The sequence below is a fragment of the Natrialba swarupiae genome (genome assembly GCF_008245225.1).
GTDB classification, from domain to species: domain Archaea; phylum Halobacteriota; class Halobacteria; order Halobacteriales; family Natrialbaceae; genus Natrarchaeobius; species Natrarchaeobius swarupiae.
Genome location: NZ_VTAW01000036.1, coordinates 1 through 25,609 on the forward strand (window position 1 = coordinate 1; position 25,609 = coordinate 25,609).

Sequence of the window (25,609 nt, forward strand, 5' to 3'; positions counted from 1 at the left end):
TCGTCTCAAGTCGATCACCGAAACGGCGTTCGACCAGAGCCAGAGCGCGGTCGGCTCCGCCAGCGGTTCGAACCCGAGCCCCCAATAGATGCCCCAGTGGGTGACGTTCGTCGCGGTTACGGGCGTCGTCCTCGTCTCGTTGCTCGTTCTGTCACACCTCTCTCAGTCGGCGTTTGCCGACGGCGATTCCGAATCTGCGGGCGATGGCCGTGACGATCCCCCGCGTTCGACTGATCTCGAGTCGACCGATTCGAATTCGTCGGCCGCTGAATCTGGACCGCACCGGTCCGTCCCCAAACACGGTGAACCGCACGAATCGGAGCCGTCGCGAGACGACGAGTACGGTCGCGAGGATCGAACGGACGCTCGAGGGCGACCCCCGTCCGGAGAGGGCGTCGACCCGGCGTCGCTCTCGACCGGCGCACTCCTCGCGAACGTGGCCATCTCCCAGGGGCTGTTCGCCCTCGTGTTGCTCGGTGCGGTGGTCTATACGGGTATCCCGGCCGATGCGCTCGGCATCGAGTTCTCGAGGTCGTACGTCGAGCAGGGGATCCTCTGGGGAACTGTCGCGGGAATCCTCCTGTACGTCTCGAACGAAGTCGGCGCGTCCGTCGCGACCCGATTCGGATTCGATCACGACGAGCAGTTGCGGGAACTGCTGGCTCCCGGGTCCGTTCAGGGGTGGATCGTCCTGCTCGTCCTCGTCTTGCCGATCATCGCCGTCTTCGAGGAACTGCTCTTTCGGGCGGCGTTGATCGGCGTCGTCTCGGCGGGCTTCGACGTCTCGCCGTGGCTGCTCGCCGTCGTCTCCTCGATCGCGTTCGCCGTCGGACACGGTATCCAGGGATCGGTCGGCATCGTCGTCACCGGTCTCCTCGGATTCGTCCTCGCGGCGGTGTTTATCGTCACCGGCAGCTTCCTCGTCGTCGTCGTCGCCCACTACCTCATCAACGCCCTCGAGTTCGTCGTCCACGAGCGGTTCGACCTCGAGTGGGCGAGTTCCCTAGAGCGGTGAGGTCGGACGCGAAACCGACCGGTCGCCTCATTCAAGAGGGCGGGCGACGACGCACACGTATGAGCGGTCTCGACGAGGCGTCTGATGCGGTGTATCGAACGATTCTCTTCGGTATCGTTCTCTACTTCGTGCTGTTTGGCTACGGGACGATCGCGGGCGTGGGACTGGCAATTCTCGCGTCGCAGTTCGTCTTCGGCGTCGTGGCCGTCGCCGTCGGGACGCTCCTGTACACCCAGGCGGACAACGTGGAGCCGGCGATCCTCGGTGCGTCGATCTGTCTCGTCGTCGGTGGGACACTCCAGTTTGCCTTCCTGCTCGCGCCGTTTCCGGTCCTCGATCGGGCGTCGTCCATCGCCGTCTTCGTCGGCATCGGACTCTACATCCTCGCGGTCTGGCTCGAGTGATCAGACGATCCGATCGAACGTCTCGAGCGAGGGGAGTTCGTACGTCGGTTGCTGGTTCCCGCCCCGTCCGTTGCCAGTGTCGACCCAGGCCGAGTCGAGCCCCATCGCGTTCGCACCCGCGACGTCGGCGTGTAACGAATCCCCGACGTGGATCGCAGCGTCGGGTTCGACGTCGAGTGTCGCCAGCGCGTACTCGAACGGTGCAGCGTTGGGTTTCGGGTAGATCCCTTCGCTCGGCTCGGTAAAGACCCGGACGTCGAAGGCGTTCTCGATTCCCAGCGCGCGGAGTTTCTTCGTCTGGGTGGACCGTCCACCGTTCGTGATGAGCCCGACGTGGCCGCGATCACGAGCGGACTCGAGTGCGGCCGCGGCACCGGGTCGAAAGTCGACTGCCGTCGGATCCCGAACCTCGAGGTACCAGTCGGTCAGTCGCGAGGAGACCGACGGGTCGACGTTCGCCCGTTCGGCGACCTCGGTGAACAGGTGCTCGTAGAACTCCCGGTCCGTCTCGACCGTCGGCAACGCCGGCACGGCCGCCCGCAGGTCGGCCGGCGTACAGAACTGCTCCAGCCCCGCCCGCTGGAACGTCCGCTCGAGGAGCGTCGACGCGTCCTGTGTGGGCTCACAGAGCGTGTTGTCGAGGTCGAAGTAGATCGCGTCGTAGGCGGCCATCGATTGGTGGTTGGAACCCGACGGTTCTGAACGTTTCGACGAGTTCGTCGGAACGCCGGCGAGGTGACCCTCGCCGCGGATTCCAGGTGCGCCGCGGATTCCAGGTGTGTCACGGAGTCGTTTCGGTAGGTGTTATTTCGATCGCGCCGGTTGTCGGGGTATGGACGTCGTCAAACGGGTACACGTCGCCCCCCTCGGGTACGAGTTCGACCGCATCGTCGAACCGGTCCGCGACCAGCGGGCGGACCTCGTCTACCTCCTCGAGGACTCGACGACAGACGATCCGCCAGGCTACCACGAACAGCTCCTGACCGAACTCGAGTCGATCGTTCCGGAGGTCAGGACGCGGTCGTGTGACCTCTCCGACGTCTACGCCGTCCTCGGCGAGGTGACGACGATCGCGTCGAATCACGCCGGGGACAACGTCTACGTCAACGTCTCCGGCGGCGGGACGATTCCGGCGATCGGCGCGACGATCGCGTGCATGGACGTCTCGACGGACGCACAGGCCTACTACGTCGAGCCGGAGTCGTACGCTCACGACGGATCGGTCGAACCGGCCTCGTCCGGACTCGCGGAGACGACGCCGATCCCGACGTACCCGATCGACTCGCCGACGACCGACCAGGTAGCGATCATGGCGTTTCTCGCCGATCCGACCGCCTGGGACGGCTTTCACGAGGACCGAACTGCGCCGCCGAAGAAGAAGGATCTGATCGAGTACGCCAGGGATCGGGGACTCTCGTTTATGGCCGATCGGCGACCGCCGGCGGAACGCGGCGGCGAGGACAAGGGCGCTTTTCGCGTCCTGGATACACACGTTCTCGAGCCGCTGCTCGAGGACGGCTACGTGACGATCGAGCCCGTCGGTCGCCGTCGCGTCGTCGAACTCACCGAGCGCGGAAAGAACGCCTACCGGGCGTTCAGACACAAGCTCGCGGCGCTCGAGTGACCGTCAGGGGCCGTAGGAGATCGTCACGGGCGTACGAGTGACCGTCACGTCCGGCTCGATAGCTGCCACGCTCCCGCGGAATCGCAGAACTCGAGGGGACCTACTCTCCGCGGACGTCGTCGACGTCCGCGTACAGCAGCGTGCCCAGTCGAGCGAGTTCCAGATCGGCCTCGAGTCGTTCGACGTGAGCCCGGAGTTCGTCTTCGTCGAGCCCGCGTCGGTCGTCGTCTCGTGATTCGATCGATCGCTGTGTGCGACCGAGCAACCAGGGGGCGGCGTCGGCGAGGTACGATCCCGGCAACTCGAGTGCGTGGAGGCGGTCGCGCTCGACCGCGTCCAGGAGTTCGTATGCGACGATCAGCGTTCGGCGGAGGGCACGAACGTCGTCGGCGTCAGCGGGTGGGGTCAGGTAGCTCGCGATCGTCGCCTCTGCGTCGGCGACGTGCTCGGGATCGACGTCGAAGGTGTCCGCCATCCGCTCACACGTCAGCGGTTCGCGTCGAGTTCGGCGACTCGCGAGCCGACACGCTGCGAGGGCGGCCGCAGTCGAGCCGCACTCGAGCGCCGCCAGCTCTCCCGCACAGTCGAATGTGGCCCGAGCGACGTCGGCGACGTCCTCGGCTTCGAGGCGGCGAGTAACCTGCTCGATCGTCGGTGCGTCACCGGGTTCGACGTGGCGCTGACCCATACGACCGAATCGGTTCGGAGGGATATTATCTACTACTGAGAAAGTAATTCAACTATCGATACTATTTCTACTACCCAAACAATACGGTGTCCTGTCCGATCCGCCACGTTCAAGCCACTGCCCTTCGACCGTCGAGATATGAGCCGATCCGTTTGGATTAAAGCCGACGACGCCGTCGGCGACTGGGACGACCGCCGCGCGCGGATCACCGCCGCGCTCGAGGCGGGTGCAGACTGGGTACTGGTCGACGAGGAGGACGTCGAGCGAGTTCGCGAACTCGGCTCGATCAACGTCGCCGCGTTCCGAACCGGCGGCGACGTGACGCTCGTCGACGACGCCGAGGACGACGACCCCGTCGGCGCCATGCCGGACGCCGTCGTCGTCGGCAAGGACGGAGAGGGTGACGCGACGATCGACCTCCCGGAGGACTTCTCCGGCTCTGCCGACCTCTCGACGCTCCGACGCGACGACGAACTCGAGCGCGGGGCGTACGTTCGCATTCTCGGCACGGAGTACGAGGCGTTCGCCGAAACCGCAGCTCAGGAAGCCGACCACACCATCGTCGTCGGCGACGACTGGACGATCATCCCCCTCGAGAACCTGATCGCCCGGATCGGCGAGGAGACGGACCTGATCGCGGGCGTGACGTCCCCAGAGGAGGCGAAGACGGCCTTCGAGACGCTCGAACTCGGCTCCGACGGCGTCCTGTTGGATTCGGACGACCCGGACGAGATCCGCGAGACCGTCGAGGTCCGCGACGCGGCCGAACGGGAAACCCTCGAACTCGACTACGCCGAAGTGATCGAAGTCGAAGAGATCGGCAGCGCCGACCGCGTCTGTATCGATACCGGCAGCTTACTCGAACACGACGAGGGGATGTTGATCGGGTCGATGAGCCGCGGGCTGGTGTTCGTACACGCCGAAACCGCCGAGTCGCCGTACGTCGCCTCGCGCCCGTTCCGGGTCAACGCCGGGGCCGTCCACGCCTACGTCCGAACCCCCGACGGCGGCACCAAGTACCTCTCGGAACTCAAAAGCGGCGACGAGGTCCAGGTCGTCGACACGAACGGCAACACCCGCGAAGCGATCGTCGGCCGGGTCAAAATCGAGAAGCGACCGATGTTCCGGGTCGCCCTCGAGACCGACGACGGCGACCGCGTCGAGACACTGTTGCAAAACGCCGAGACGATCAAGGTTGCCTCCGGCGACGGACGCAAAGCCATCACCGATCTGGCGGCCGGCGACGAGCTCCTGTTGTACTACGAGGATACGGCTCGCCACTTCGGGGAACCCGTCGAGGAGAGCATCATCGAGAAGTAACGCCGAAGTCGCCGGTCAGCGCTTCGCTTCTACCGGCTCCGCCTCGGATCCGGTTTCGCCCGCGGCGTTCGAATCTTCCTCCTCCGGTTCGACCGGCTCGAGTCGCGTCGTACACCAGTGACAGAACGTCAGGTCCTCGTCGAGTTCCTTCCCGCACTCGGGACAGGACGGCCCGTCGACCGACTCGTTGCTCGACCCGGGTGGGAACCCCATCGCGCGAAACGTTGCGTCGATCGCCGCGAACAGGACGATAAACGAGAGGACGAACTGTCCCATCGTATCGATCTCGTCGCCGACCAGTTCCATCCCTTCACCGACCGACTCGATGGCGGTTATCTGCTCGATCGACGGGAGAAAGATCACGATAGCGGAAAGATACAGGCCGGCGAACACCAGGGTTCTGAGCCAGTCCCTGATGAGGGCATGGCCTGCACCCGGCATCAGCACCGAGAGGCCAGCCGCTGCCAGCGCGCGGAGCCACGTCATGTGCATACACTAGGGAAGCCGACTGGTTAACATTCCGATTCTGGGTGCGGTGCGTGACTCCGCCCCCCCTTACGGTGTGTCCTCCTTTCCCGACACGTTCTCCGTAGAGGACGTCGATTCGTGAAACAGGACGGAACCACACTGATCGCACTGGACGCGCCGACATTCCTCGAGGCGATCGTCGGTCGAGGACGGCCCGAGAACGCCTTCGAGCGTTCCGTCGCAGTTCGGACAGCGACGGACGAACAGCCGAAGCGTTCGCAACGCGACTCGCCGCTGCTCGCCCGACAGCGACCGCCAACGTGGCTCCACGTCCGGTATAATCGCCGTCGCCGACAGGTCCGCGAGCAACGCGGCCGCCGACGGCCAGCAACCGACGCGCGAGCCGTCGTAGCGCGCGAGGAGGCCGTCCGGGGCAACCTCGAGAACGAGCCGATCCGGCTCCAACTCGAGTGCTCGTCCGAGCTCCACGAGACGCGTTTCCGTCTCGCGAATCTCGACGGTCCGCTCGCGCCAGGCGCGTCGGAACGTCGGCTCGAGCGTTGGCGCCCCTGGGGTATCGAGGACGACCGAGAGCGACCGGATCAGCGTCTCGGCGTCGATCTCGCCCTCGCTTCGGCTCGAGACGGTGCCGTCGCTCCCCCGTTCCTGGCTCGCAGCGGCGCTCGCTCGCGCTGTATCCGTCACGTCGTTCGTTCGTACTGTACCCATCACGTCGTGTCTTCGCGCCGATTCGGTGTCGTCTCCCCGCTTCGACTCGGTACCGTCACGCCGGGCCGATCGGCCGACCACCGAGAGGGCGGCAGAAACCGTCCGATACATGCGACGGCGATCCACCGACTCACCCATTGGTATGCGTCGGTTACTGCGGACGACGGCCGGGCCGACCGTCGGCCGAACCCCGCTACCCGTTCACTCGAGTTCGGAAACCAGCCGCGACAGCGTCTCGAGGTCGTACTGGCCGGGGGCGGTCGCTTCGGCGGGATCGACCGGCGCGTACCCGATCTTCGAGCCGTACACCGGGGCGACCGCACGCGTGTGACTGCCCGCTTCGCCCATCGCCATGGTCGCGACCGTCTCCCCGTCGGAGCTGAGCAGGTGCGTCACGGCCAACACCGCGAGCGTGTCCGCGCGCGTCTCGGCCGTCACTGCGAGTTTTCCGACGTCGGCGTACTCGCAGGCGTCGGTGAGCGTCTCGATCATCTCGATCTCGTCGGGCGTCGCCTCGAAATCGTGGGCGGACGCGACGACCGCAACGTCTCGCTCGCGAGCCGTCTCGAGGACGCCGTCGGCGTCGCCGGAGCGACACGACTCGAGTTCGACGTCGATCGCGTCGACGGCGTCGATCCCGGTCGCCTCGACGAGCGCCTCGAGACGGTCCGCGTCGTCGCCGTCCCACTCCCCGCCTTCCCACGCCGGTCGGTTCGTCGCGAGGATCGGCAACTCGCCGTCGTAGGCCTCGAGTGCCGACAGCGGCTCGTCCGCGAGATCCATCCGAAACTCGACGGCGTCTGCGTGTTCGCGGGCGGCTGGCTCTTCTGTCAGGTCGGCGACTGCGGCGGTGAGAACGAACGAGTCGAACTCCATACTCATCTCTATCACAACTGACAGTCGCGATCCGAAAAACGGTATCGTTTGTGACGGCTCGTCGTCCGATCAGGCGACGCCGAGGGTCTCCTCGGCCTCGAGGAGTTCGTGATAGCGGTTCCGAATGGTCACTTCGGAGATGTCTGCGACGTCGGAGACGGCGGCCTGGGTGGTCTTCTCGTTCGTGAGAAGGGCGGCGGCGTAGACGGCGGCGGCCGCGAGGCCGACCGGCGACTTACCCGAGTGAACACCCTTCTCCTTGGCGTTCTGGAGCAGACCGCGTGCGCGGTGTTCGGCCTCGTCGGAGAGGTCGAGTCCCGACGCAAAGCGGGGAACGTAGCTTTCGGGATCGGCCGGCTGGACCTCGAGTCCGAGTTCACGGACGACGTAGCGGTAGGTGCGGGCGATCTCGTTTTTCTCGACGCGGGAGACGTCGGCGATTTCGTCGAGACTCCGGGGGACGCCGGCCTGGCGTGCGGCGGCGTAGACGCAGGCGGTGGAGACGCCCTCGATGGAGCGTCCTGGAAGCAGATCCTCGTCGAGTGCGCGCCGGTAGATGACCGACGCGGTCTCGCGGACGTTCGTCGGGAGGCCGAGTGCGCTGGCCATCCGATCGATCTCGCCGAGTGCCTGTTTCAGGTTGCGTTCCTTGGAGTCACGCGTCCGGAAGCGCTCGTTCCACTTGCGCAGGCGCTGCATCTTCTCGCGCTGGCGCGACCCGAGGGAGTTGCCGTAGGCGTCCTTGTTGCGCCAGTCGATGTTCGTCGACAGGCCCTTGTCGTGCATCGTGTTCGTCGTCGGTGCACCGACGCGGGACTTCTCGTTTTTCTCGGCGGCGTCGAACGCGCGCCACTCGGGGCCGCGGTCGACCGAGTCCTCCTCGACGACGAGGCCACAGTCCTCACAGACGGTCTCGCCGTGTTCGTCGTCGACGATGAGGTTTCCGGAACACTCCGGGCAGGCGACGTCGCTTTGCTCGCTCTCCGTTTGTTCGTCGGTCGTTTCGTGTTCGCTACGCCGTACTCTCGTGTTCGATGGTGCGTTGGTCATACGATGGCATCGGCTGCCCGGACAACGTGTCGCAAAAGCCCGGACAGATTCGTTACCTACTGGGTTCAAAGACTCCGGATATAAGGATTTCGAAATCATCGTCGATCACCGTCCGAAAACCGGTAATTCGGGGGAGTTGGTATGGGAAACCAAAACATTCAAGCGGTCAAAGTCACCTCGAACCGAGGACGCCAAATGACGCTCGGCCCAACGGCGAGTATGCACGTCGCCGTCGGAAGCACGAACCCAGTCAAACGCGAGGCGACCGACCGAGCGCTCGAGCGGTTCGATCCGGTCGTGGTGGCGGTTTCGGTCGACTCCGGTGTCGACGAACAGCCCGGATCGATCGCCGAGACGATCACCGGCGCGGAGAACCGCGCCCGTCGGGCCTTCGAAGGCTGCGAGGTCGACTACGGCGTCGGCCTCGAGGGCGGCGTCGCTCGATTCGAGAACGCGCCCGGACTCCATCTCGTCATGTGGGCCGCGGTGACCGACGGCGACCGACTCGAGCGGGCGAGCGGTCCGTCGGTTCGACTCCCCGACCGGGTCGCCGAACGAGTCGTAGCGGGCGAGGAACTCGGGCCGGTGATGGACGACGTGCTCAGTACTGACGGTATCGCCGAGGGCGAGGGCGCCGTCGGTGCCCTCACTGACGGATTGGTCGACCGGTCTGACGCGCTTGCGAGCGCGGTCGCCTGCGCGTTCGGTCCGTTCCGAACGGACCAGTATCGAGAGTCCTGACCGCTCGTCTGTGGCTCCCACCTAACCCCGTCTTTCGCTCCAAAACTGTCATCTATCCTTGACACTCGTCAGATTGGACGCATTAGCCGGCCGTACCAACAGATCGTTTCCTTTCGATTATTGTTCCATTACTATGGCGCAAAATCGACAGACTGCGGCCTGTTAACTGCACGTACCAAACCCCCTAAGGGCGTCCCAGTCGTCTCTGGAGACATGAGCACTGCAATGGCCCCCGACCTCACGAGCAAACAACGCCAGATTCTCCAGTATCTCCGGGAGAACGCCGCGACGAAGACGTACTTCAAATCGCGGCTCATCGGCAAGGAACTCGGGATGACGGCGAAAGAAGTCGGCTCCAACATCACCGCGCTCCAGCAAGGTGACTACGATATCGAGATCGAGAAGTGGGGCTACTCCTCGAGTACGACCTGGAAGGTCAACGCCTGATATTCCACCGGGCAAACACGAGCGCACACTCATCAGACGCCATCGTGTGATCGGTTCGGACTGCTGTCCGGCAGTTTTTCTCCACCCGTCTACCGTGACCGGTCGTCTCCTTAACCGAGACGGCGCTCCGTATCGGTCGCCAAACGGACTCTCGACGATACCCGCATCTCTCGATACGTCTCCGGGTCGTTCTCACTCGTCTCCGTCGTACTCCAGGAGTTGATCGGCGTTCCGGGCCAGTGTCGTCGAGCGTTCTCCGAACGAATCCGCGTGACGAACGACGAGCAACAGGATCGTCTCCGGCCGTTCGACCGCGTAGCCGTCCTCTCGAGAGAGCAAGCCGGCATCCTCGAGTTCGCCGGCGTACTTACTGACTGTCGGTGGAGACACCTCGAGCGACGTTGCCAGATCACCGGCAGTCGCATCGGGATCGAGTAACAGTTCGATCACCATTCCGCGTGGCGTCTCTCGACGCAGGTATCCGAGGGCGTGTTTTTCGAACTCGTCGAACCGCCCCGCGAGGACGAACCGCTTGTAGTCGCCGTCCTCGTAGCTTTCGATCGCGCCGCGGTCCTCGAGTCGGCGAAGGTGGTGTTGGGTCTCGCCGGTCCCGAGCTGGAGATCGTCCCGAACCTTCGAGAAGTGTGCGCCGGGTGTCGTCGACAGATAGCCGACGATCGCATCCCGCGCGTCGCTCTCACCCGTCTCGGCCGACGCCGATTCGGCGAAACCAGCGAGCGGGGCACCGGTGCCGATGGCTGCGAATCGGCGGAGGGTCGCCCGCTTGTCGTCGTCGACCCCGTCGGGCGTCGTCATATCTACCTACTGCCCGAAAGGAGACCGTGGGTAAAACCGGTTTCGCTCCGCTTCGTTCACTGAAACCTGAGAGTCGCTGCATCTTAGGAGTTCGTCCGGATGGCTCCGGGCGGATAACTCGGCCGCCGTCCTCGATAATCTCGTCGGGATCGGCGGTCGACGCGGTCCGCTCACTCCGTGATCGCCTGGGCTTCCCGTTCGATCGCCTCGACGTCCATCTCGTCCTCCTCGATCTCACCGATGATCTCGGCGATGTCGTCTAACCCGATCAGTTCACGAGTCTCGTCGTCGAACTCGAGACTCTCGAGTTGCTCGCCGTCTGCTTTGACGTCGCTACCAGAGAGGTGTTTGCCGTAGCGGCCGACCATCGAGGTGAGTTCCTGTGGCATAACGAACGTCGTCGACTCGCTCCCCCCAATCTCGGTCAGGGTGTCCATTCCCTTGTCGATGATGGCGCGTTCGCCCATCGATTCGGCGGATTTGGCTCGCAGGACCGTCGAGATGGCATTACCCTGGGCCTCGAGAATCTGGCTCTGTTTTTCACCCTGTGCGCGGATGATCTTACTCTGTTTCTCACCCTCTGCCTTTTCGACGGCACTGCGGCGTTCACCCTGGGCCTCGAGGATCATGGCACGACGACGCCGTTCGGCGGAGGTCTGTTTCTCCATCGCCTGCTGGACCTCCCGCGTCGGGTTAACTTCGCGGACCTCGACCGACTCGACGCGGATCCCCCACTCGTCGGTCGGCCCTTCGAGTTCGCGGCGAATCCGTCTGTTGATCTGTTCGCGTTTGTTCAGCGTGTCGTCGAGTTCCATGTCGCCGATCACGGCACGCAGGGTCGTCTGGGAGAGGTTCACGACGGCTCTCTTGTAGTTATCGACCTCGAGAAACGCCCGCTTTGCGTCCATCACCTTGATGTAGATGACGGCGTCGGCCGTCACCGGCGAGTTGTCTCGGGTGATCGCTTCCTGGCGGGGAACGTCGAGCGTCTGCGTTCGCATGTCGTAGCTGTACGTTCGCGAAACGAACGGTGGGACGACGTTCAATCCCGGCTCGAGCAGTTTCCGGTACTCGCCGAGGACGGTCAACGCTTTCTGCTCGTAGGCGTAGACGATCACGACGGAGCTTCGAAGGAGGGCGATGACGACGGCCAACACCAGCAACGCAACGATCAGGCCGACGGACGTCGCGAGAAACTGAAGCGGTACGGGACCCATACTCCAACAGCCGTCTGCTCACACAATAAGTATTTCCATCTGACATTTACTCGGAGAAAAGTCGGCGGTCCGTCCGACCGTCGAGCGACTCGGTCGGTCGAATACGGGTTCGAAAAATCGGTCGGTTCGTCCGAATCGATGATCTGCCGGGCGATCAGTCGCGCTGTGAGTCGTCGACGTCACCGAGTGGGACGTCGGAGCCGCCGTCGGTCTGTTGGAACTCCTGGTCCATCTCTTCGATCACTTCGTCGGGATCGGAGATGTTCGACGGATCCTGGCCTTCCTTGATCGCCTGGGCTTCCTGCTCCATGGCTTCGACGTCCATCTCGGCTTCCTGATCGATCTCGCCGATGATCTCGGCGATGTCGTCCAAGCCGATCAGTTCGCGGGTCTCGTCGTCGAAGTCGAGACTCTCGAGTGCGTCACTGTCGTCTTTAATATCGCTGCCGGAGAGGTGTTTGCCGTAGCGACCGACCATCGAGGTGAGTTCCTGTGGCATCACGAAGGTCGTGGATTCGCTCTGACCGATCTGCTCGAGCGTTTCCATTCCTTGATCGATGATGGCGCGTTCACCCATCGATTCGGCGGATTTCGCGCGCAGAACCGTCGAAATCGAGTCACCCTGTGCTTCGAGGATCTGGCTCTGTTTTTCACCCTGTGCGCGGATGATCTCACTCTGTTTGTCACCCTCTGCCTTTTCGACGGCGCTGCGGCGTTCACCCTGGGCCTCGAGGATCATGGCGCGGCGTTTCCGCTCTGCGGAGGTCTGTTGTTCCATCGCGCGCTGAACGTCCTTCGAGGGGTTGACCTCGCGGACCTCGACGCTCTCCACTCGAATACCCCACTCGTCGGTCGGTTCGTCGAGTTCGTGGCGGATCTTCGCGTTGATCTCCTGGCGTTTGTTCAGCGTGTCGTCGAGTTCCATGTCACCCAACACGGCACGGAGGGTCGTCTGGGCGAGGTTCGAGACAGCCTTCTTGTAGTTGTCGACCTCGAGGAACGCCTTCTTGGCGTCCATCACCTTGATGTAGACGACGGCGTCGGCCGTCACCGGTGAGTTGTCCCGCGTGATCGCTTCCTGGCGCGGGACGTCTAACGTCTGTGTGCGCATATCGAACCGGTAGGTGTTCGAGACGAACGGCGGGACGAAGTTGATACCCGGCTCGAGCAGTTTCCGGTACTCGCCGAAGACGGTGAGCGCGCGTTTCTCGTACGCGTCGACGATCTCGACCGCGCTAAACAGTGCGGCGAGAACGACGACGAGAGCGAGTGCACCGAGGAACAGCAGTGCACCGCCCAGCGCCTGCATTGGGAACAGCTCTAGGACCATATATCGCTCTTGTGGCGGTGACGGGAAAAGCGTTCCCTTATTTGACAAACATATTGGGACAGTAACGGACCACGGATGGACCGGACGGCGGGAACTCACTCGGACGAATGTTGGGGGTTTGGTGGTTGATACGGTCTGCTGTACGCTGTACAATCCAGACCGTTCTCACCTATCCGATAAACCGGTACGGTAGATCGTATCAACTCGTTTTCTCGGTCTCGCGTTCGGCCGCCTCCTCGGTCGAACCGCCGCCGTCAGACGACGGCCCGGACGCGGCGTCTTCTGCAAGTGCACGATCGATCTCGTCTTCGCCGATCGCGTTGAGAGACTCGACCGTGAGTACGTTCCCGCCGCCGGGATCGAGGACGATAATCTCCTCTCCTTCCTCGATCGTTCCGCTGGTCGTTCGAGCACTGTAGTACGGCGCGAACCCGCCGTCGTCGAGTTTCACCTCGCCATCTCGAGTCGTGATCGTCTCGGTGACGTATCCGGTCGCTCCAGCGAGCGAGCCGGAATCTTTCGTCTGTGGCGTTCCTTTCCCGCCGTAAAAGTCGAACTCGCGGTAGATGTACGTCGCGACCAGACCGATCAGCAGCGTTAACCCCGCGAGGATAAACGGGCTGAGCGAGCCCGGGAAGAGGACACCGACTAACCCCGCCCCCACGAGCGCGACGCCGACGACGATCAGGTGCGCACCGGGCGATAAGGCCTCTAACGCCATCAGTATGAGTCCCGCCGACAGGAGCGCCACCGGCATGTTTTCGAGGAGGACCTCGAGCATGAGTATGGCTAGGGGCTCCCCAGGTTAAATGTTTATTGCAGAACGACCCTGTCACGATTTCAGCCGACACTCTCCGAGAGCGATTATCGAACTCACGCTCACACGGCCATGCCGTACGTCCTATTCTTATTCCACGATACAAAATATTAATATAATATTGAATTAGTTTCCATATATGGGCCTAACACGACGAACGATGTTGGCTACCGTTGCTGTACTCACAGTCGGTGCGCGGAGTACGGCCGCCTCGTCCGGGTCGGCAGAGACGAACGGCGTTCGACCGTACGGACACGGACCGTACGGAACGTCTGTTTACCCTGCTGCGGTCCTCGATATCTCCGACGAACCATCACTGTCGCTCGAACACGTCGTCTGGACAACTGAAACGAGTGATACACCGTTTGACGTCACTGCGACCATCGGCAACGACGCCGAGACGACCGCCGAGGGCGACGTTACCGTGGCGGTCGTCGACGACGATGATGTGATGGTGTTTCGCGAAACGAAGTCACTCGAGATCGACGCAAACGCGAGTGAGACCGTCACGTTCGAAGATATTCTGGACGGCCTTCCCGAAGGCGAGTACGTTTTCTCCATCTCCGTCGCTGACGATCCCGGCGAGTTCGAAGCAACGGTGAAGGTCACTGACCGTGGCTACGACACAGACGAAGACGGGTGGGGGAGTGACCTCTCGAGGTACAGTATCGGCAACGACGGCGAGGTCGACAGTAACGGGCTCTCGGAGGCGTTTACGGACTGGCAGGGCGGCCAACTCCGCTCCGACGACCTTCGTCGAGTCTTTCACGCCTGGCAAGCCAGCGAAGCAATCTGACTGCTGCCACTGGTCGCAAGCGGCGGCCTCCGCCCGACTTCGGACGGAACCGTCACGTGGACACCTCGAAGTTGGACGAATCGGGTTTCGATATCCGATCGTTACGACGGCCCGTTCGTGATCGTCGTGTGCGCGCCGATGAGCGCGCCTGCGAGATCGAGGTCCTCGAGTCGCGTCCCCTCGTCGATGATCGATCGTCTGATATCGCCGTTCTGTACGGTGGCGTCGGGGAAGATGACTGCGTGCTCGAGATCGGTGTCTTCGAGTGTCACGTCGTCCATCACGTGGACGTTATCGCCGATCGTCGCGTTCTCGAGGACCGCCGACGCGGCGACGAGTGACTCCCCCTCGAGGTGCCAGGCGACGGCGTCGAGGTAGCTTTCGGGCGTTCCGATGTCGAACCACGCGCCCTCGAACGTGTAGGCGTACGTCGGTTCGCGGTTCTGGAGCCACTGGACGAACCAGCCCGGTTCGTCCGGGTTGTTTCCTTCCTCGAGGTAGGTCGGGAGCAAGGAGAGTGCATCCCGTGGAAACGCATAACAGGCAATCGAGACGAGGGTACTCTTTGGATCGTCGGGTTTCTCCTGGAAGTCGACGACGCGGTCGTCCTCGAGTTCGACCAGCCCGTAGGACTTCGCTTTCTCCCGGGAACCGACGTCGTAGGCGGCGAGGGTAGGTGCGTCCATCCGCTCGAAGTAGTCGAGAAAGTCAGAGACGGCGAAACTGATGAGGTTGTCACCGGCGATCACGAGGAGGTCGTCGTCGATTGCTTCGCGGTCGATCAGCTGAGCGAGCGCGCCGACCACGCCGAACTTGTCGTCTTCTTCGGTCGTCTCTTCGACCGAGAGCCGGGGTTTCTCGAACTCGCTGTCCGCGAGGTGAGCCTCGAAGTCGGCGGCGAACCGTTCGTTCGTGCTGACGTACACGCCGTCGATTCGGTCGTCCGCCTCGAGTTCCGCGAAGATTCGATCGACGACGGTCGAGTCGCCGATCGGGAGGAACATCTTGGGCCGGTGTTTCGTGATCGGCCACATTCGGGTCGCGTACCCGCCCGCAAGCACGACGGCCTTCATGGCACCGCGTTCGCGAGGGAGATGTAAGTGACTTCCCCTTTCACCAACCGGAAACTCGTATACGTCCGCCCTCCGTCGTTCCGGACGTATGCGTGAAGCCGACGAAACGACGCGACAACGACTCGCAGACGCCCTTCGTGTCGAGGCGGCGACGCCGAGCGAACTCGCGGAAACGCTCGATCTGACCCCGCACGCGGTGGTCGATCACGTCGAACACGTCGCGCGGTCGGTCAACGGCGGCGACGAACAGTTCCTCGTCGCACCGCCGACGTGTCGCGATTGCGGGTTCGACGACTTCGACCAGCTTCTCAACATGCCGTCACGGTGTCCGTCGTGTAAGAGCGAGTCGATCGCCGAGCCGACGTTCACGATCGAACAGTAATCCGAACCGAACACTCACACTGGCGCACATCTCTCCGACAGATTCGACACTAATATTTACACTGGGGGATACGAACCGGTACGGACCCTCCAACGGGTGTCGTCGCTCACGTTGCGCTGACGATCTACGATTTTCGCGTTCGTTCCGGTCGTCCGGCACCCGATCGGAGGGATTCGAGGATACGAATGACTACACCGTCTTACCCGGAGTTCGATCGCACCGAGTTCGTACTCGCTGTCCTCGAGTGGCTCGAGGGACGAGAGAACTCTCCCGAAGCGGTCGACGATACCCTGGACCTTCTCGCACACAGCCGCCGCCGTTCGTTCATACGAGTGATGCGAACCTACGGCGAGGCGCTTACGCTCCCGGACGCCGCCGAGGAGGTGGCCGTTCGAGAAACGGGGACACCGGTTGCGGAGCTATCGGCGGAACACGTCGCCAACGTCTACATCTCGTTGTACCACGATCACCTGCCACGGCTCGTCGACGCGGGCTTGCTCGAGTACGACCAGGAGCGCGATCTCGTCTCACCGGCGGCGATCTCGTAAGCCGCGTCTGACGGAGCTTTATCTTCGCGACCGTCCAATGCCGGCTATGGTCTCCCTGCTGATCTACGGGTCCTACGGCTATACTGGAACGTTGGTCACCCGCGAAGCCGTCTCACGGGGGCTGTCCCCGGTCGTCGCCGGCCGGGACGGAACGACGGTCACACGGCAGGCGAACGAACTCGGCCTCGAGGGGCGAGCCATCGATCTCGAGTCGAGCGATCTCGTCTCCCACCTCGAGGCGTTCGACGCGGTGTTGAACTGCGCCGGCCCCTTCGTCGATACGGCCGATCCGCTCGTTTCTGCCTGTCTCGAGGCCGAAACGGACTACCTCGACGTGACGGGCGAGTTCCCGGTGCTCGAACGGCTCCGCCAGCGCGACCGTGACGCCCGAGAAGCGGGGATAACGCTGTTGCCGGGGGTCGGGTTCGACGTCGTCCCGACGGATTGTCTCGCGGCGTTTCTCCACGACCAGCTCCCGTCGGCCGACCGGCTCACGCTTGGCGTCCGCGCCGACGCGTCGCCCTCGCGGGGGACCGCGATGACGGTGCTCGAACTGGCCGGAAACCGCGGTGTCGTCCGACGCAACGGTCGCCTTCTTCAGGTGCCACCAGCGTATCGAACCCGCGAAATCGACTTCGGCGACGGGCCGGAACACGCGGCGACGATCCCGCTCGGTGACGTCGTCACCGCCCCCTGGCACACCGGTATCGAGTCGGTCGAGGTCTACGCCGCGATGCCCTCGGTAGCCTCGACCGCGATGCGGGCGGCCGACCCGTTCCGTGGGCTGCTCGAAATCGGGCCCGTTCGAGCCGCGTTGCGGTGGGGGATCGACGCCTTCGTGACGGGTCCTGGCGAGCGGCAACTCCGCGAGGAGACCGTCACCGTCTGGGGGGAAGTCGTCGACGAGTCGGCCGACGATGGGTCCACGCGTCGGGTGCAGGCACGACTCGACACGCCGAACGTCTACGCGCTCACGGCCGACGCCGCGGTGTCGGCCGCCGAGTGTCTCCTGGGGGGGACGGATCGAGCCAATCGAGACGGGACTCCGACCGGGTTCCAGACTCCCGCCAGCGCGTTCGGTGCCGAGTTCGTCCTCGACCTCGAGGGAACCGACCGGGAACTGCTCGAGATGCCCAGCCAGGCGGAGTCGAACCGGACGCCGCTCGAGTCCGAGGACTAACGATCGGCGGGATACCGAGGACGACGTCGTCGGTTCGCCGATCGTCAGTTGTCCCGTCGTCGTCGGTCACTTCTCGCCTGGCGTACTCCCTCGTTCGTCCATCATCGCCTGGGTCCGTTCGATCCACGCGCCGCGATAGAACCCAACTCCGACGTACGCCATCGCCCAGAGGTAGTAGACGACGATCGAGGCGTAGATTGCCGGAACGCCGTACCCCCACTGGACGCCGACGACGTAGGACACCCCGAGCATGCCGACGAACATGCCGGTGACGCGACCGACGAGTGGCGTCCGCGTATCGCTTCCGCTCGTGAGCGCCCCCGCGAGGACGACGTACAACACCGTAAACGGAGCGGCGAGAGCGTACGCTCGAGCGAAGCCGGTCGCGTACCGAACCGTCTCCGGATCGTCCGAGAAGAATCCGACGAACCACTCGGCACCGACGAAGACGGCCGCGCCGAGTGCGCCGACGGTTACGAGGCCCAACAGTGCAGTCGCCCAGCCGTTGAACCGGGCCCCCTCGGGGTCGCCGTCGCCGAGGGTCTGTCCGACGACGATGCTCGCTCCGGTTCGATACCCTCGCGACAGCGGTGCGGTGATCTGCTGGTAGACGCGCCGCCCGATCTGGTAGGCGGCGTTGACCTCGGTCCCGAACAGCAGGAGGATCGCGTTGAACGGAAACTCCATGACGAACGTCAACAGCCCCTCGAGAATCCGAGGGGCGCTGATCGAGAGCAGTTGCTTGGTGATCGTCCATTCGCGAGGACGGACGAACGAGAGTGGCGTCCGGTGGCTCCAGATGGCGACGACGAGTACGAACGCCGAGAAGACGTTGCCGAACGCCGTCGCGAGTCCGACGCCGACGATGTGGAGTTCCGGGATCGGCCCGAGACCGAGGCCGAGAACCACCGTTCCGGCGATGTTGAACGCGTTCGAGACGGCGTTGACGTACATCGGCGTCCGCGTGTCGCCGGCACCCTGAATCGATCGAGCGGTGACGACCGCGACGTGTCGTGCGGGACTCGTCGCGAGGATAATCGCGAGATAGATCCCGCCCAGGCGGACGACTTCCGACTCCGCACCGAGGATGCGGATCCCCCACTGCCCGAACAGGACGCCGAAGACGACGAACGGAATCCCGGCAAGCGCGCCGAGTATCACCGCCTGTGTGATCGCTTCGTTGCGATTGGCGACCGCACCGCTTCCGGTGTCCTGACTCGAGAGTGCGATGACGCCGCTGCCGAGGCCGAGGCCGATTCGAAGCGGAAGCCGGGCGTACAGATCGGCCAGTCCGACCGCCGCGACCGCCGCCGGCGAGAACAGCCCGGTTACGGCCACGTCGGTCGTCCGCATCAGCGTCCGGAGAAATTGCTCGGCCATCACCGGCCAGGAGAGGCCGAAGACGCGTCGCCAGACGCCGAAGAGCCGTTGCCGTCCGCCCGAAAGCACGGTCCGACATCCGCGACGACAGCGCTTGAACCTACTGAACGCGGAACCCGAACCGGCGACCACTCGAGTGCACGCAGTTCCGGATCGGCGACCACTCGAGTGCGACCAACCCGGGAGCCACGGCGAACGAGGAGATCTCGGTGACCGACGCATTGGCGGTCGCGAACGCGGCCGAAGCACGCAGCGAGAGCGCGGTTCGGGGGCCGACGGCCGAGAACCGCGCCACAGCGAACGGGGGAGCCGTGAGCGAGCCGTGGGCGTCGAACGCTGTGAGAGCGTTGGAAACGCCCTCAAACCGAACGTGGCGTCTCTGAACGCGATCGGTCGGAGAGACGACAGACCCTTGGTCGCTCGAGGGAGAGTTCACTCCACGTCCGATTCATGCGAAACACGCGGCTGTCGATGCGAACTGCACGCCAGTCTACGCGAATCGCGTTTCTGGCGACGCGGACTGTACGGCTGTCGTCGGCAGACGGTTCAGCCGACGTCGTGACGAGTGGGGTGGGTGTCGAATCGAGATGATCGACCCGACGCTGCTCGCGTTCTACTTGCTCGCCGCGGGGGCGATGATCCTCTCTCCCGGCCCCGATACGATCTACGTCCTCACGCGGAGTTTCGGGGAGGGAAGCGCCGTCGGGGTGGCCTCGGCCGCCGGCATCAGCGCGGGAGTCGTACTCCACACGCTCGGGGCGGTCGTCGGCCTCGCTGCGCTCTTTCGGGCCTCGAGTACCGCCTTCCTCGCTGTCACGTACCTCGGTGCGGCCTACCTCGTCTACCTCGGCGTTCGAACGATCCGCGACGACGCGCTCGCGGTCGAACCCGTCGACCGAGCGGACACCGAGGCGACCGCGACCGCCTCGAGGTCGTCTCACCCGTTTACGGAGGCGGTGACCGTCAACGTCCTCAACCCGCAGGTGGCGCTGTTCTTCCTCGCGTTTCTTCCCCAGTTCGTCGACGGCCGCTGGATCGAACTTCAGCTGTCGATTCTGGGTGGGCTGTACGCGGTGCTCACCATGCTCTACCTCGGGTCGGTGGCGCTCGTCGCGGGCCGGTTTCGGCGGCTGCTCGTCTCCCGTCCCAACGTCGCCGGTGGAATTCGGTGGGCGTCGGGACTCGCGCTGATCGCTCTCGGGCTTCGACTATTCTTGTTCTGACCGTGCCGTGTGTCCGGTCGACCTGTGACCGTCAGTTATTGGCCTGAGACGTTCTCACCGGTTTATGACCTCACGTGAACGAGACCTCAGTAACAGGACGTCTCGACGCGCTCGTCGTACAGCCTCGAGAGTCGATCCGTGACCGGGCCGCCGCCGATTTCGGTCCCGTCTACGGTCGCGACCGGCCGCAGTTCCCAGGTCCGATTCGTGAGAAACGCCTCGTCGGCCTCGAGAACGTCCGCGAGGTCGTAGCGGCCCGCTCGAGTCTGGACGTCGGCCTCGGCGGCCAGCTCGAGGACGGTCTCGCGAGTGATCCCGGCGAGCACGTCGCAGTCGGTCGACGGCGTCAGGAGCGTTCCGTCGCGGACGAAAAACAGGTTGCTCGTCGCTCCCTCGGCGACGTTCCCCTCGAGGTCACACATGAGCGCCTCGTCGGGGAGGGGGTCGTCTGAGGTTCGCTCGTCGGTCTCGTGCTCGTTGGCCGTCGATCGAAGCTCCGTCCGCGCGATGATTCCGTTGAGATAGTTGTGGGTCTTCGCGCCGGCTGGAATCGCCTCCGTGGGGATGCGGCGGGTGTCGACCGACCGGACGACCGCCGGCTCGTTCCAGACCGGTTCGCCCTCGAGTCCGCCGCGGGGGAGCGGTTTGACGTAGATCACGACCGTCGGATCGACCTCGGGGCGGGGCGTCAGCTTCCCGGGCTGGACGCCGCGGGTGATCGACAGCCGGACGTAGGCGTCCGCGAGGTCGTTCGCCGCGAGCGTCTCGTCGATCCGCGCCCGGAGGTCGCCGGCGGCCAAACCGTGCTCGAGCGAGAGTGCGTCACAGGTTCGCTCGAGGCGCTCGACGTGGGCGTCCCAGCGGAAGATCGATCCGCCGTAGGCCCGCATCGTCTCGAAGGCGGCGTCGCCGTAGCGAAAGCCCCGGTCGTCGACACTGACGGTCGCCTCGCTCGCGGGCTCGAGGTCGCCGTCGACGTGGTACATCGGGTCGTCGGTCATGGATCGGGTCGTTTCTATCCGCTCGTCGGTGACAGACCACTATCAAACCACTGCTCCTGCTAATGGAACTTTCAGCGACTACGATATTCGATCCCGACGCTCTAGCGACGGTTTTCGAGTCGTCCGCGGCCGTCACCGTCCGCTTCTCGTACGCCGGCTACCTGATCGTGATCGACACCGACCCGCTCGAGGTGGCGGTGATCGACGGGGAACGCTGACGACTCGGCCATCGGTATCGACGGGGAATCGTTCACTACTCCCTCGAGTCGGTAAACTGTCCAGGGGGTGTGTCATTGGATCGGTCCCGTACCCCCTGTGTGACAATTTATTAGCGGTCGGGACGGATACCCCGGCCCTTGAGGTCTGAGTTGTTGACCAGCCGATACGTATAGGGAAGCGTTACCGGAGCAGTTATCGATCTATCCGAGCTCTGCCGAACGTCGTCTGCTTGATATAGAGCGTGTATTCAGCAGCTTCAGTATTCACATCTCGGTAACTCACTGGTCGGTAACTCACTGGTGTTTGAAGACAACAGTTAATACTTCTCGAATATTCTAACATATGATTATAATGAAAAACACTACGACAACCCGCCGGGGCGTTCTTGCCACGGCTGGATTAGCCACTGTGGGCGGGCTCGCAGGCTGTATCGATCAAGTCGCTGCGAGGACCACGAACACCGGCGCATCACCCGCTGCCATGTTTGGCGGGATTCGAGACGACCAGTTAATCCCCGTTACAGCTGGAGACACCATCCGATTCTCCCCGACTGTTCGTGTCGAAGAACAGTTCCTCTCCGGAGATATCGAACTCGAAGCATGGATGACGAACGCGAAAGTCGCCCCTGCGCAGGATTACAACTCCGTACGCTCGAATAAGTGCTGTCCTCCTGCGGTCGGTCGCATTCCCGATGAAGACGACGAAGATGACGAATCCGATGAAGACGACCAGACCAGTAATTCGACCGAACGATTACAACGGCTAACAGGTGCGAGTGATGACGAGATACGTGGGATGTACGAGTATCTCGAAGGCGAGCCCGTGTTAGGTGAACGGTGTGTCATCACGCTTCCGGATGCACGGGCACCACGAGGCGGACCGAGTATGGAGTCGTTGGTCACTCCGAATAGCCTGATCGAGTTCGTCACCGGTCGAGCGGATGGTGAAGGGACTGTCTACTCGTGGGGGAGTAATGAATACAAGACGGCTGTCGCCGAACAGGAAGACGATGACGACGATGAGAACGAATCGTGCACACAGCATACCGAAGGCTTGTCAAACGAGCAGTCGATATACTGCTGGGGTCATACTTCTACGACGGCGATCTCCGGACCAACCCACACGGACGGTACTCTCGACGCACTCACGTCCGACTCAGGCGTTGTCGTGGTGAATGTGACAAACAGACCCCCGACGGCTACTGACGAGAAATCGATGATTGGCGTGACCGCTGATGGACGACCGACCGACGTCGATGGGCTGGATGATTGGGGGCGCGAAAGTGGCCCTTCGTCATCCACTTCAACCGTGGTCTGTCAAGTCCTCGTGCAACCGGCTGGGTGTCCGTGTCCGTTCCCCGCGCTGTTACACGTCCAGCGCCACAAGAACAACGACCAGTACGTCTACTCGTGTGGATGGGTAATCGATGAGGCCTGCCTCTACGAGGACTCGACGACCGTGCTGACGGGGATTGGAAGGGGCCGCGGGAGCGGTGCAGGGAAGGTAAATATTCAGGATATCAACACATCTGGGTCTGGTGACATTAGCGGGGACGAGATTCGGCGCGTGTTGCCAGACGACGTTTCACCGGCTGGGTCACAGATGTTCTCTGGACACCTTGATCGAGCGGCTCGTTCAGGAATCATCCCCGACGGCGAGCTTGCCGAGAAAGTTGCACAAACCGTGTCCTCGGACGGTGACGTGTACTGTTCGTGTTACCCGTTCGATGGACATTGTCTGCACCTCGTGGACGACGGGAATACGTCCAACACGGTGAAGTTCAAGGCCGGAGCCGAACTCTCGAAGAGCGTCAACTAGCCTCCGCCCACTGGTCTTGTTCTATCTGTGAGCAGCGAGAGAATCCTGTCGGTCACGACGGGGTTCTGTCCTCGGGAAAAGATAGGTGGGCCCACATCTCAGTAGCACGTTCTCGCCCTGTATTCGTCACGACTCTCACTCGATATGAGAGGCGAATCGACAGAAGTTCTCGATCATCCGTTTGCCGACTCGAAGCGAGATGCCGTCCCCGCTCGAGGTGTCGTCGTGGCCCCGCGTGAGAATCGATTCGGGGTGGAACTGGACGCCAACGTGGGGTTTCTCGCGGTGGCGAACCGCCATCAGGACGCCGCGTTCGTCGGTCGTCCGGGCCGTCTCACAGAGCGAACCCGGCAGGTCGGCCCGGTCGACCGCAAGCGAGTGGTACCGGCCGACCTGGAACGTCTCGGGGAGCCCCGAAAAGATCCCGTCGCCGTCGTGGGAGACCGTCGACGGCTTCCCGTGGACGACCTCCGGCGCGTGGACGACGGGTGCGCCGTTTGCCGCACACAGTGCCTGGTGGCCGAGACAGACGCCCAGGATCGGGTACTCGGTCTTGGCGAACAGCGGGATCGAGATCCCAGCCTCCTGTGGGGTACCGGGGCCCGGCGAGACGACGATTCCGGTCGGCTCGAGGCCACGGACGCTCTCGAGATCGATCTCGTCGTTTCGCCGGACGATCACCTCGTCGGCGACCGTACCCACGTACTGAACGAGGTTGTACGCAAACGAGTCGTAGTTGTCCACTACCAGAATCCGCGTCTCGTCGGCTCCCGCAGGATCACTCATCGGAATCACCACCGCCACGTCCCTCGAGCGAGGCCGCTTCGCTCGCCGTCAGTTCGCTCTCCACCTCGAGACCCATTCCCGCTCGCTCGCCGAGCGCGTCGTCGACGGCGGTGATGAGCGCCCGCGCCTTGTCCAGGGTCTCGTCGTACTCGCGGTAGGGCTCGGAGTCGTGGACGATGCCGGCTCCGACCCGGAGGTGGTACTCCTCGCCGTGGCGGACGAGCGTCCGGATGACGATGTTGAGCGTCGCACGGCCGTCGAATCCGAAGATCCCGACGCCGCCCGTGTAGGGACCGCGACGCGTCGCCTCGAGTTCGTCGATGATCTCCATCGTTCGCGGCTTCGGCGCGCCGGTGATCGTCCCGCCAGGGAACGTCGCGGCGATCGCGTCGGCGAGCGTCGCCTCCGGCCGCAGCGTGCCGGTGACGTTCGAGACGAGGTGCATCACCTCCGAGTAGCGGTCGATCCGGCGATACTCGTCGACCTCGACGGAGCCGTACGCACAGACTTTCCCGAGGTCGTTTCGCTCGAGATCGACCAACATTGCGTGTTCGGCCCGCTCCTTCTCGTCTGCCAGCAGGTCCGCCTCGAGGTCGGCGTCCGCCTCGGCCGTCTCGCCCCGCGGTCTGGTCCCTGCGATCGGTTCGGTCCGGACGAAGTCGTCGTCTCGCTCGAGTAAGAGTTCGGGACTCGCGCTCACCAGGTCGGCCGCTCGGAACTCGAGCAGACACGAGTAGGGAGCGGGGTTGACCCGGCGGAGCGCGCCGTAGGCGGCGACCGGGTGGACCGCCGCGGGTGCGACCAGCCGCTGGGAGATGTTCGTCTGGAACGTATCGCCGTCCCGGACGTACTCTTTGACGCGGCGGACCCGCTCGGCGAACGCCTCCCGGCCGCAGTCGCTCTCGAAGGTCGCCTCCGAGGCGTCGACGGGCGGCCCGCCGACGGACGGGTCGCCCTCGAGCGCCCGGCGAGCGAGCTCGAGGGCCCGTTCCCGACCGCGTTCGTAGGCCGCCTCGAGCATCGCGTCGTCGATGTCTCCGTCCGTTGTGCCGCCCGATCCGGTGTGGTCGATCCGCGGACAGGCTGTGATCCGGAGGGTCACGTCGCCGTCGGTCGGCTCCGTCCAGGCCGCGAGTGCGTCGTAGACCCGAATCTCGAGACGCGGCAGTTCGCGGTCGTCGACGGCCGACTCGGGGAGATCCTCGAACTCACGGGCGACGTCGTAGGAGAGCCAGCCGACGGCTCCACAGGGGTAGGGGACGTCACACTCGCCGCGGACGAGTTCGGTGGAATCGAGTAGCCCCTCGAGTGCGGCGAGCGTCGGCGATCCGTCGTCGCCGTCTCGGGTCACCGCGTCCGGTCCAACCGTGAGCCGATCGACGGGGTCGACGCCGAAGTACCCCCGCCCCGGCTGGCCACCGGTCGTCTCGAGGTAGGCGCCGTCGTTGCGCTCTTCGCGCGCCCGGCGATAGGCACGGAACGGGTCGTCGACGGTGAGACGGGCTTCGACGGGGGTTCGGACGTCACACACTCCGTCTCGAGGTGCTTCGACGCCGCGAGCGGCGGCTCGGAACGACTCGAGTGTCGTGACGATCCGCGGCTCGTTCATACCCGCCGAGACGAAGTGGAGGGGTAATCCTCTTGCGGTTTTCACACTTTTC

General features: G+C 63.8%; 28 protein-coding genes and 1 pseudogene. 13 read left to right on the forward strand and 16 right to left on the reverse strand.

The genetic code is table 11. The features are described from left to right. The first annotated feature begins 88 nt into the window (after positions 1 to 88). Together FYC77_RS18000 and FYC77_RS18005 are read left to right on the forward strand one after the other, a co-directional pair. Entirely contained in the window at positions 89 to 1,015 is a 927-nt protein-coding gene (locus FYC77_RS18000) for a CPBP family intramembrane glutamic endopeptidase (RefSeq protein ID WP_149082884.1), read from the forward strand. 59 nt (positions 1,016 to 1,074) lie between these two features. Continuing rightward, positions 1,075 to 1,419 (forward strand): hypothetical protein, encoded by a 345-nt coding sequence (locus FYC77_RS18005; RefSeq protein ID WP_149082885.1) that lies wholly within the window; start codon positions 1,075 to 1,077, stop codon positions 1,417 to 1,419. On the opposite strand, the gene FYC77_RS18010 is transcribed toward FYC77_RS18005, so the two are convergent. After that, positions 1,420 to 2,091: an HAD family hydrolase gene (locus FYC77_RS18010; RefSeq protein WP_149082886.1), complete on the reverse strand. Its 672-nt coding sequence runs from the start codon at positions 2,089 to 2,091 to the stop codon at positions 1,420 to 1,422. Positions 2,092 to 2,251: 160 nt separating this feature from the next. Here FYC77_RS18010 and FYC77_RS18015 point away from each other — a divergent pair, with 160 nt between their 5' ends. Next, entirely contained in the window at positions 2,252 to 3,043 is a 792-nt protein-coding gene (locus FYC77_RS18015) for an HFX_2341 family transcriptional regulator domain-containing protein (RefSeq protein WP_149082887.1), read from the forward strand. A gap of 100 nt (positions 3,044 to 3,143) precedes the next feature. Here FYC77_RS18015 and FYC77_RS18020 read toward each other — a convergent pair whose 3' ends face one another. Continuing rightward, positions 3,144 to 3,731 carry a hypothetical protein gene (locus FYC77_RS18020; RefSeq protein ID WP_149082888.1) on the reverse strand — a complete coding sequence of 196 codons (588 nt, stop codon included), beginning with the start codon at positions 3,729 to 3,731 and terminating at the stop codon, positions 3,144 to 3,146. A 138-nt stretch (positions 3,732 to 3,869) separates the two neighbouring features. Between FYC77_RS18020 and FYC77_RS18025 the strand changes: the two genes are divergently transcribed. Then, positions 3,870 to 5,051 carry a 3-dehydroquinate synthase II gene (locus tag FYC77_RS18025; protein ID WP_149082889.1) on the forward strand — a complete coding sequence of 394 codons (1,182 nt, stop codon included), beginning with the start codon at positions 3,870 to 3,872 and terminating at the stop codon, positions 5,049 to 5,051. 15 nt (positions 5,052 to 5,066) lie between these two features. On the opposite strand, the gene FYC77_RS18030 is transcribed toward FYC77_RS18025, so the two are convergent. The 4 genes from FYC77_RS18030 to FYC77_RS18045 all read right to left on the reverse strand — a co-directional run bounded on the left by FYC77_RS18030 (position 5,067) and on the right by FYC77_RS18045 (position 8,174). Beyond that, complete coding sequence (locus FYC77_RS18030) at positions 5,067 to 5,537, reverse strand: zinc ribbon domain-containing protein (RefSeq protein ID WP_149082890.1); 471 nt, start codon at positions 5,535 to 5,537, stop codon at positions 5,067 to 5,069. A 69-nt stretch (positions 5,538 to 5,606) separates the two neighbouring features. Continuing rightward, positions 5,607 to 6,248: a hypothetical protein gene (locus FYC77_RS18035; RefSeq protein WP_162354556.1), complete on the reverse strand. Its 642-nt coding sequence runs from the start codon at positions 6,246 to 6,248 to the stop codon at positions 5,607 to 5,609. Positions 6,249 to 6,449: 201 nt separating this feature from the next. Beyond that, the gene (locus FYC77_RS18040; protein WP_149082892.1) at positions 6,450 to 7,130 is read right to left on the reverse strand and encodes a type I 3-dehydroquinate dehydratase; all 681 of its coding nucleotides are present in this window, start codon (positions 7,128 to 7,130) and stop codon (positions 6,450 to 6,452) included. Positions 7,131 to 7,193: 63 nt separating this feature from the next. Then, positions 7,194 to 8,174: a transcription initiation factor IIB gene (locus FYC77_RS18045; RefSeq protein WP_149082893.1), complete on the reverse strand. Its 981-nt coding sequence runs from the start codon at positions 8,172 to 8,174 to the stop codon at positions 7,194 to 7,196. Between the two features lie 219 nt (positions 8,175 to 8,393). Between FYC77_RS18045 and yjjX the strand changes: the two genes are divergently transcribed. After that, entirely contained in the window at positions 8,394 to 8,915 is a 522-nt protein-coding gene (gene yjjX, locus FYC77_RS18050) for an inosine/xanthosine triphosphatase (RefSeq protein WP_149082916.1), read from the forward strand. Between the two features lie 225 nt (positions 8,916 to 9,140). Continuing rightward, the gene (locus tag FYC77_RS18055; RefSeq protein WP_149082917.1) at positions 9,141 to 9,362 is read left to right on the forward strand and encodes a DUF7123 family protein; all 222 of its coding nucleotides are present in this window, start codon (positions 9,141 to 9,143) and stop codon (positions 9,360 to 9,362) included. Between the two features lie 192 nt (positions 9,363 to 9,554). Here the strand turns inward: FYC77_RS18055 and FYC77_RS18060 are convergent, their stop codons facing one another. From FYC77_RS18060 to FYC77_RS18075, 4 genes and pseudogenes are all read right to left on the reverse strand, one after another. Further along, on the reverse strand, positions 9,555 to 10,178 hold the full coding sequence (locus FYC77_RS18060) for a winged helix-turn-helix transcriptional regulator (RefSeq protein ID WP_149082894.1): 624 nt from the start codon (positions 10,176 to 10,178) through the stop codon (positions 9,555 to 9,557). After that, a pseudogene (locus tag FYC77_RS18065) lies at positions 10,060 to 11,395 on the reverse strand (SPFH domain-containing protein). The gene FYC77_RS18060 and the pseudogene FYC77_RS18065 overlap by 119 nt, the downstream one beginning before the upstream one ends. Before the next feature lie 154 nt (positions 11,396 to 11,549). Next, positions 11,550 to 12,725: an SPFH domain-containing protein gene (locus FYC77_RS18070; protein ID WP_149082896.1), complete on the reverse strand. Its 1,176-nt coding sequence runs from the start codon at positions 12,723 to 12,725 to the stop codon at positions 11,550 to 11,552. 199 nt (positions 12,726 to 12,924) lie between these two features. Continuing rightward, the gene (locus tag FYC77_RS18075; protein WP_149082897.1) at positions 12,925 to 13,506 is read right to left on the reverse strand and encodes an NfeD family protein; all 582 of its coding nucleotides are present in this window, start codon (positions 13,504 to 13,506) and stop codon (positions 12,925 to 12,927) included. Positions 13,507 to 13,681: 175 nt separating this feature from the next. Between FYC77_RS18075 and FYC77_RS18080 the strand changes: the two genes are divergently transcribed. Beyond that, the gene (locus FYC77_RS18080) at positions 13,682 to 14,338 is read left to right on the forward strand and encodes a hypothetical protein (protein ID WP_149082898.1); all 657 of its coding nucleotides are present in this window, start codon (positions 13,682 to 13,684) and stop codon (positions 14,336 to 14,338) included. 101 nt (positions 14,339 to 14,439) lie between these two features. Here the strand turns inward: FYC77_RS18080 and FYC77_RS18085 are convergent, their stop codons facing one another. Further along, positions 14,440 to 15,411 carry a sugar phosphate nucleotidyltransferase gene (locus FYC77_RS18085; RefSeq protein WP_149082899.1) on the reverse strand — a complete coding sequence of 324 codons (972 nt, stop codon included), beginning with the start codon at positions 15,409 to 15,411 and terminating at the stop codon, positions 14,440 to 14,442. Positions 15,412 to 15,499: 88 nt separating this feature from the next. Here FYC77_RS18085 and FYC77_RS18090 point away from each other — a divergent pair, with 88 nt between their 5' ends. The 3 genes from FYC77_RS18090 to FYC77_RS18100 all read left to right on the forward strand — a co-directional run bounded on the left by FYC77_RS18090 (position 15,500) and on the right by FYC77_RS18100 (position 17,521). Continuing rightward, complete coding sequence (locus FYC77_RS18090) at positions 15,500 to 15,793, forward strand: transcriptional regulator (RefSeq protein WP_149082900.1); 294 nt, start codon at positions 15,500 to 15,502, stop codon at positions 15,791 to 15,793. A gap of 185 nt (positions 15,794 to 15,978) precedes the next feature. Then, entirely contained in the window at positions 15,979 to 16,341 is a 363-nt protein-coding gene (locus tag FYC77_RS18095; RefSeq protein ID WP_149082901.1) for a DUF7344 domain-containing protein, read from the forward strand. 46 nt (positions 16,342 to 16,387) lie between these two features. Next, positions 16,388 to 17,521: a saccharopine dehydrogenase family protein gene (locus FYC77_RS18100; protein ID WP_149082902.1), complete on the forward strand. Its 1,134-nt coding sequence runs from the start codon at positions 16,388 to 16,390 to the stop codon at positions 17,519 to 17,521. Between the two features lie 66 nt (positions 17,522 to 17,587). Here FYC77_RS18100 and FYC77_RS18105 read toward each other — a convergent pair whose 3' ends face one another. Together FYC77_RS18105 and FYC77_RS18110 are read right to left on the reverse strand one after the other, a co-directional pair. Continuing rightward, positions 17,588 to 18,901: an MATE family efflux transporter gene (locus FYC77_RS18105; RefSeq protein ID WP_149082918.1), complete on the reverse strand. Its 1,314-nt coding sequence runs from the start codon at positions 18,899 to 18,901 to the stop codon at positions 17,588 to 17,590. A gap of 100 nt (positions 18,902 to 19,001) precedes the next feature. Then, the gene (locus FYC77_RS18110) at positions 19,002 to 19,196 is read right to left on the reverse strand and encodes a hypothetical protein (protein WP_149082903.1); all 195 of its coding nucleotides are present in this window, start codon (positions 19,194 to 19,196) and stop codon (positions 19,002 to 19,004) included. Positions 19,197 to 19,488: 292 nt separating this feature from the next. Between FYC77_RS18110 and FYC77_RS18115 the strand changes: the two genes are divergently transcribed. Continuing rightward, positions 19,489 to 20,124, forward strand: a complete 636-nt coding sequence (locus FYC77_RS18115) for a LysE family translocator (RefSeq protein ID WP_149082904.1) — start codon at positions 19,489 to 19,491, stop codon at positions 20,122 to 20,124. A gap of 86 nt (positions 20,125 to 20,210) precedes the next feature. Here FYC77_RS18115 and FYC77_RS18120 read toward each other — a convergent pair whose 3' ends face one another. Next, entirely contained in the window at positions 20,211 to 21,125 is a 915-nt protein-coding gene (locus FYC77_RS18120) for an aminotransferase class IV (RefSeq protein WP_149082905.1), read from the reverse strand. Between the two features lie 62 nt (positions 21,126 to 21,187). Here FYC77_RS18120 and FYC77_RS20230 point away from each other — a divergent pair, with 62 nt between their 5' ends. Next, the gene (locus tag FYC77_RS20230) at positions 21,188 to 21,343 is read left to right on the forward strand and encodes a HalOD1 output domain-containing protein (protein WP_162354557.1); all 156 of its coding nucleotides are present in this window, start codon (positions 21,188 to 21,190) and stop codon (positions 21,341 to 21,343) included. A 352-nt stretch (positions 21,344 to 21,695) separates the two neighbouring features. Continuing rightward, the gene (locus FYC77_RS18125) at positions 21,696 to 23,162 is read left to right on the forward strand and encodes a hypothetical protein (RefSeq protein WP_149082906.1); all 1,467 of its coding nucleotides are present in this window, start codon (positions 21,696 to 21,698) and stop codon (positions 23,160 to 23,162) included. Between the two features lie 135 nt (positions 23,163 to 23,297). Here FYC77_RS18125 and FYC77_RS18130 read toward each other — a convergent pair whose 3' ends face one another. Continuing rightward, complete coding sequence (locus FYC77_RS18130; RefSeq protein WP_149082907.1) at positions 23,298 to 23,948, reverse strand: anthranilate synthase component II; 651 nt, start codon at positions 23,946 to 23,948, stop codon at positions 23,298 to 23,300. Continuing rightward, positions 23,941 to 25,557, reverse strand: a complete 1,617-nt coding sequence (pabB, locus tag FYC77_RS18135; protein WP_149082908.1) for an aminodeoxychorismate synthase, component I — start codon at positions 25,555 to 25,557, stop codon at positions 23,941 to 23,943. Before pabB ends, FYC77_RS18130 begins: the two co-directional genes overlap by 8 nt. Between the last annotated feature and the right edge of the window lie 52 nt (positions 25,558 to 25,609).

Coding starts and splice junctions, on each gene's coding strand:
- FYC77_RS18035 (WP_162354556.1), bottom strand. CDS start 6,248: ATGGGTACAGTACGAACGAACGACGTGACGGATACAGCGCGAGCGAGC.
- FYC77_RS18015 (WP_149082887.1), top strand. CDS start 2,252: ATGGACGTCGTCAAACGGGTACACGTCGCCCCCCTCGGGTACGAGTTC.
- FYC77_RS18060 (WP_149082894.1), bottom strand. CDS start 10,178: ATGACGACGCCCGACGGGGTCGACGACGACAAGCGGGCGACCCTCCGC.
- FYC77_RS18130 (WP_149082907.1), bottom strand. CDS start 23,948: ATGAGTGATCCTGCGGGAGCCGACGAGACGCGGATTCTGGTAGTGGAC.
- FYC77_RS18100 (WP_149082902.1), top strand. CDS start 16,388: ATGGTCTCCCTGCTGATCTACGGGTCCTACGGCTATACTGGAACGTTG.
- FYC77_RS18000 (WP_149082884.1), top strand. CDS start 89: ATGCCCCAGTGGGTGACGTTCGTCGCGGTTACGGGCGTCGTCCTCGTC.
- FYC77_RS20230 (WP_162354557.1), top strand. CDS start 21,188: ATGGAACTTTCAGCGACTACGATATTCGATCCCGACGCTCTAGCGACG.
- pabB (WP_149082908.1), bottom strand. CDS start 25,557: ATGAACGAGCCGCGGATCGTCACGACACTCGAGTCGTTCCGAGCCGCC.
- FYC77_RS18040 (WP_149082892.1), bottom strand. CDS start 7,130: ATGAGTATGGAGTTCGACTCGTTCGTTCTCACCGCCGCAGTCGCCGAC.
- FYC77_RS18055 (WP_149082917.1), top strand. CDS start 9,141: ATGGCCCCCGACCTCACGAGCAAACAACGCCAGATTCTCCAGTATCTC.
- yjjX (WP_149082916.1), top strand. CDS start 8,394: ATGCACGTCGCCGTCGGAAGCACGAACCCAGTCAAACGCGAGGCGACC.
- FYC77_RS18075 (WP_149082897.1), bottom strand. CDS start 13,506: ATGCTCGAGGTCCTCCTCGAAAACATGCCGGTGGCGCTCCTGTCGGCG.
- FYC77_RS18020 (WP_149082888.1), bottom strand. CDS start 3,731: ATGGGTCAGCGCCACGTCGAACCCGGTGACGCACCGACGATCGAGCAG.
- FYC77_RS18030 (WP_149082890.1), bottom strand. CDS start 5,537: ATGACGTGGCTCCGCGCGCTGGCAGCGGCTGGCCTCTCGGTGCTGATG.
- FYC77_RS18090 (WP_149082900.1), top strand. CDS start 15,500: ATGCGTGAAGCCGACGAAACGACGCGACAACGACTCGCAGACGCCCTT.
- FYC77_RS18005 (WP_149082885.1), top strand. CDS start 1,075: ATGAGCGGTCTCGACGAGGCGTCTGATGCGGTGTATCGAACGATTCTC.
- FYC77_RS18010 (WP_149082886.1), bottom strand. CDS start 2,091: ATGGCCGCCTACGACGCGATCTACTTCGACCTCGACAACACGCTCTGT.
- FYC77_RS18080 (WP_149082898.1), top strand. CDS start 13,682: ATGGGCCTAACACGACGAACGATGTTGGCTACCGTTGCTGTACTCACA.
- FYC77_RS18105 (WP_149082918.1), bottom strand. CDS start 18,901: ATGGCCGAGCAATTTCTCCGGACGCTGATGCGGACGACCGACGTGGCC.
- FYC77_RS18025 (WP_149082889.1), top strand. CDS start 3,870: ATGAGCCGATCCGTTTGGATTAAAGCCGACGACGCCGTCGGCGACTGG.
- FYC77_RS18115 (WP_149082904.1), top strand. CDS start 19,489: ATGATCGACCCGACGCTGCTCGCGTTCTACTTGCTCGCCGCGGGGGCG.
- FYC77_RS18125 (WP_149082906.1), top strand. CDS start 21,696: ATGAAAAACACTACGACAACCCGCCGGGGCGTTCTTGCCACGGCTGGA.
- FYC77_RS18085 (WP_149082899.1), bottom strand. CDS start 15,411: ATGAAGGCCGTCGTGCTTGCGGGCGGGTACGCGACCCGAATGTGGCCG.
- FYC77_RS18045 (WP_149082893.1), bottom strand. CDS start 8,174: ATGACCAACGCACCATCGAACACGAGAGTACGGCGTAGCGAACACGAA.
- FYC77_RS18120 (WP_149082905.1), bottom strand. CDS start 21,125: ATGACCGACGACCCGATGTACCACGTCGACGGCGACCTCGAGCCCGCG.
- FYC77_RS18070 (WP_149082896.1), bottom strand. CDS start 12,725: ATGGTCCTAGAGCTGTTCCCAATGCAGGCGCTGGGCGGTGCACTGCTG.
- FYC77_RS18095 (WP_149082901.1), top strand. CDS start 15,979: ATGACTACACCGTCTTACCCGGAGTTCGATCGCACCGAGTTCGTACTC.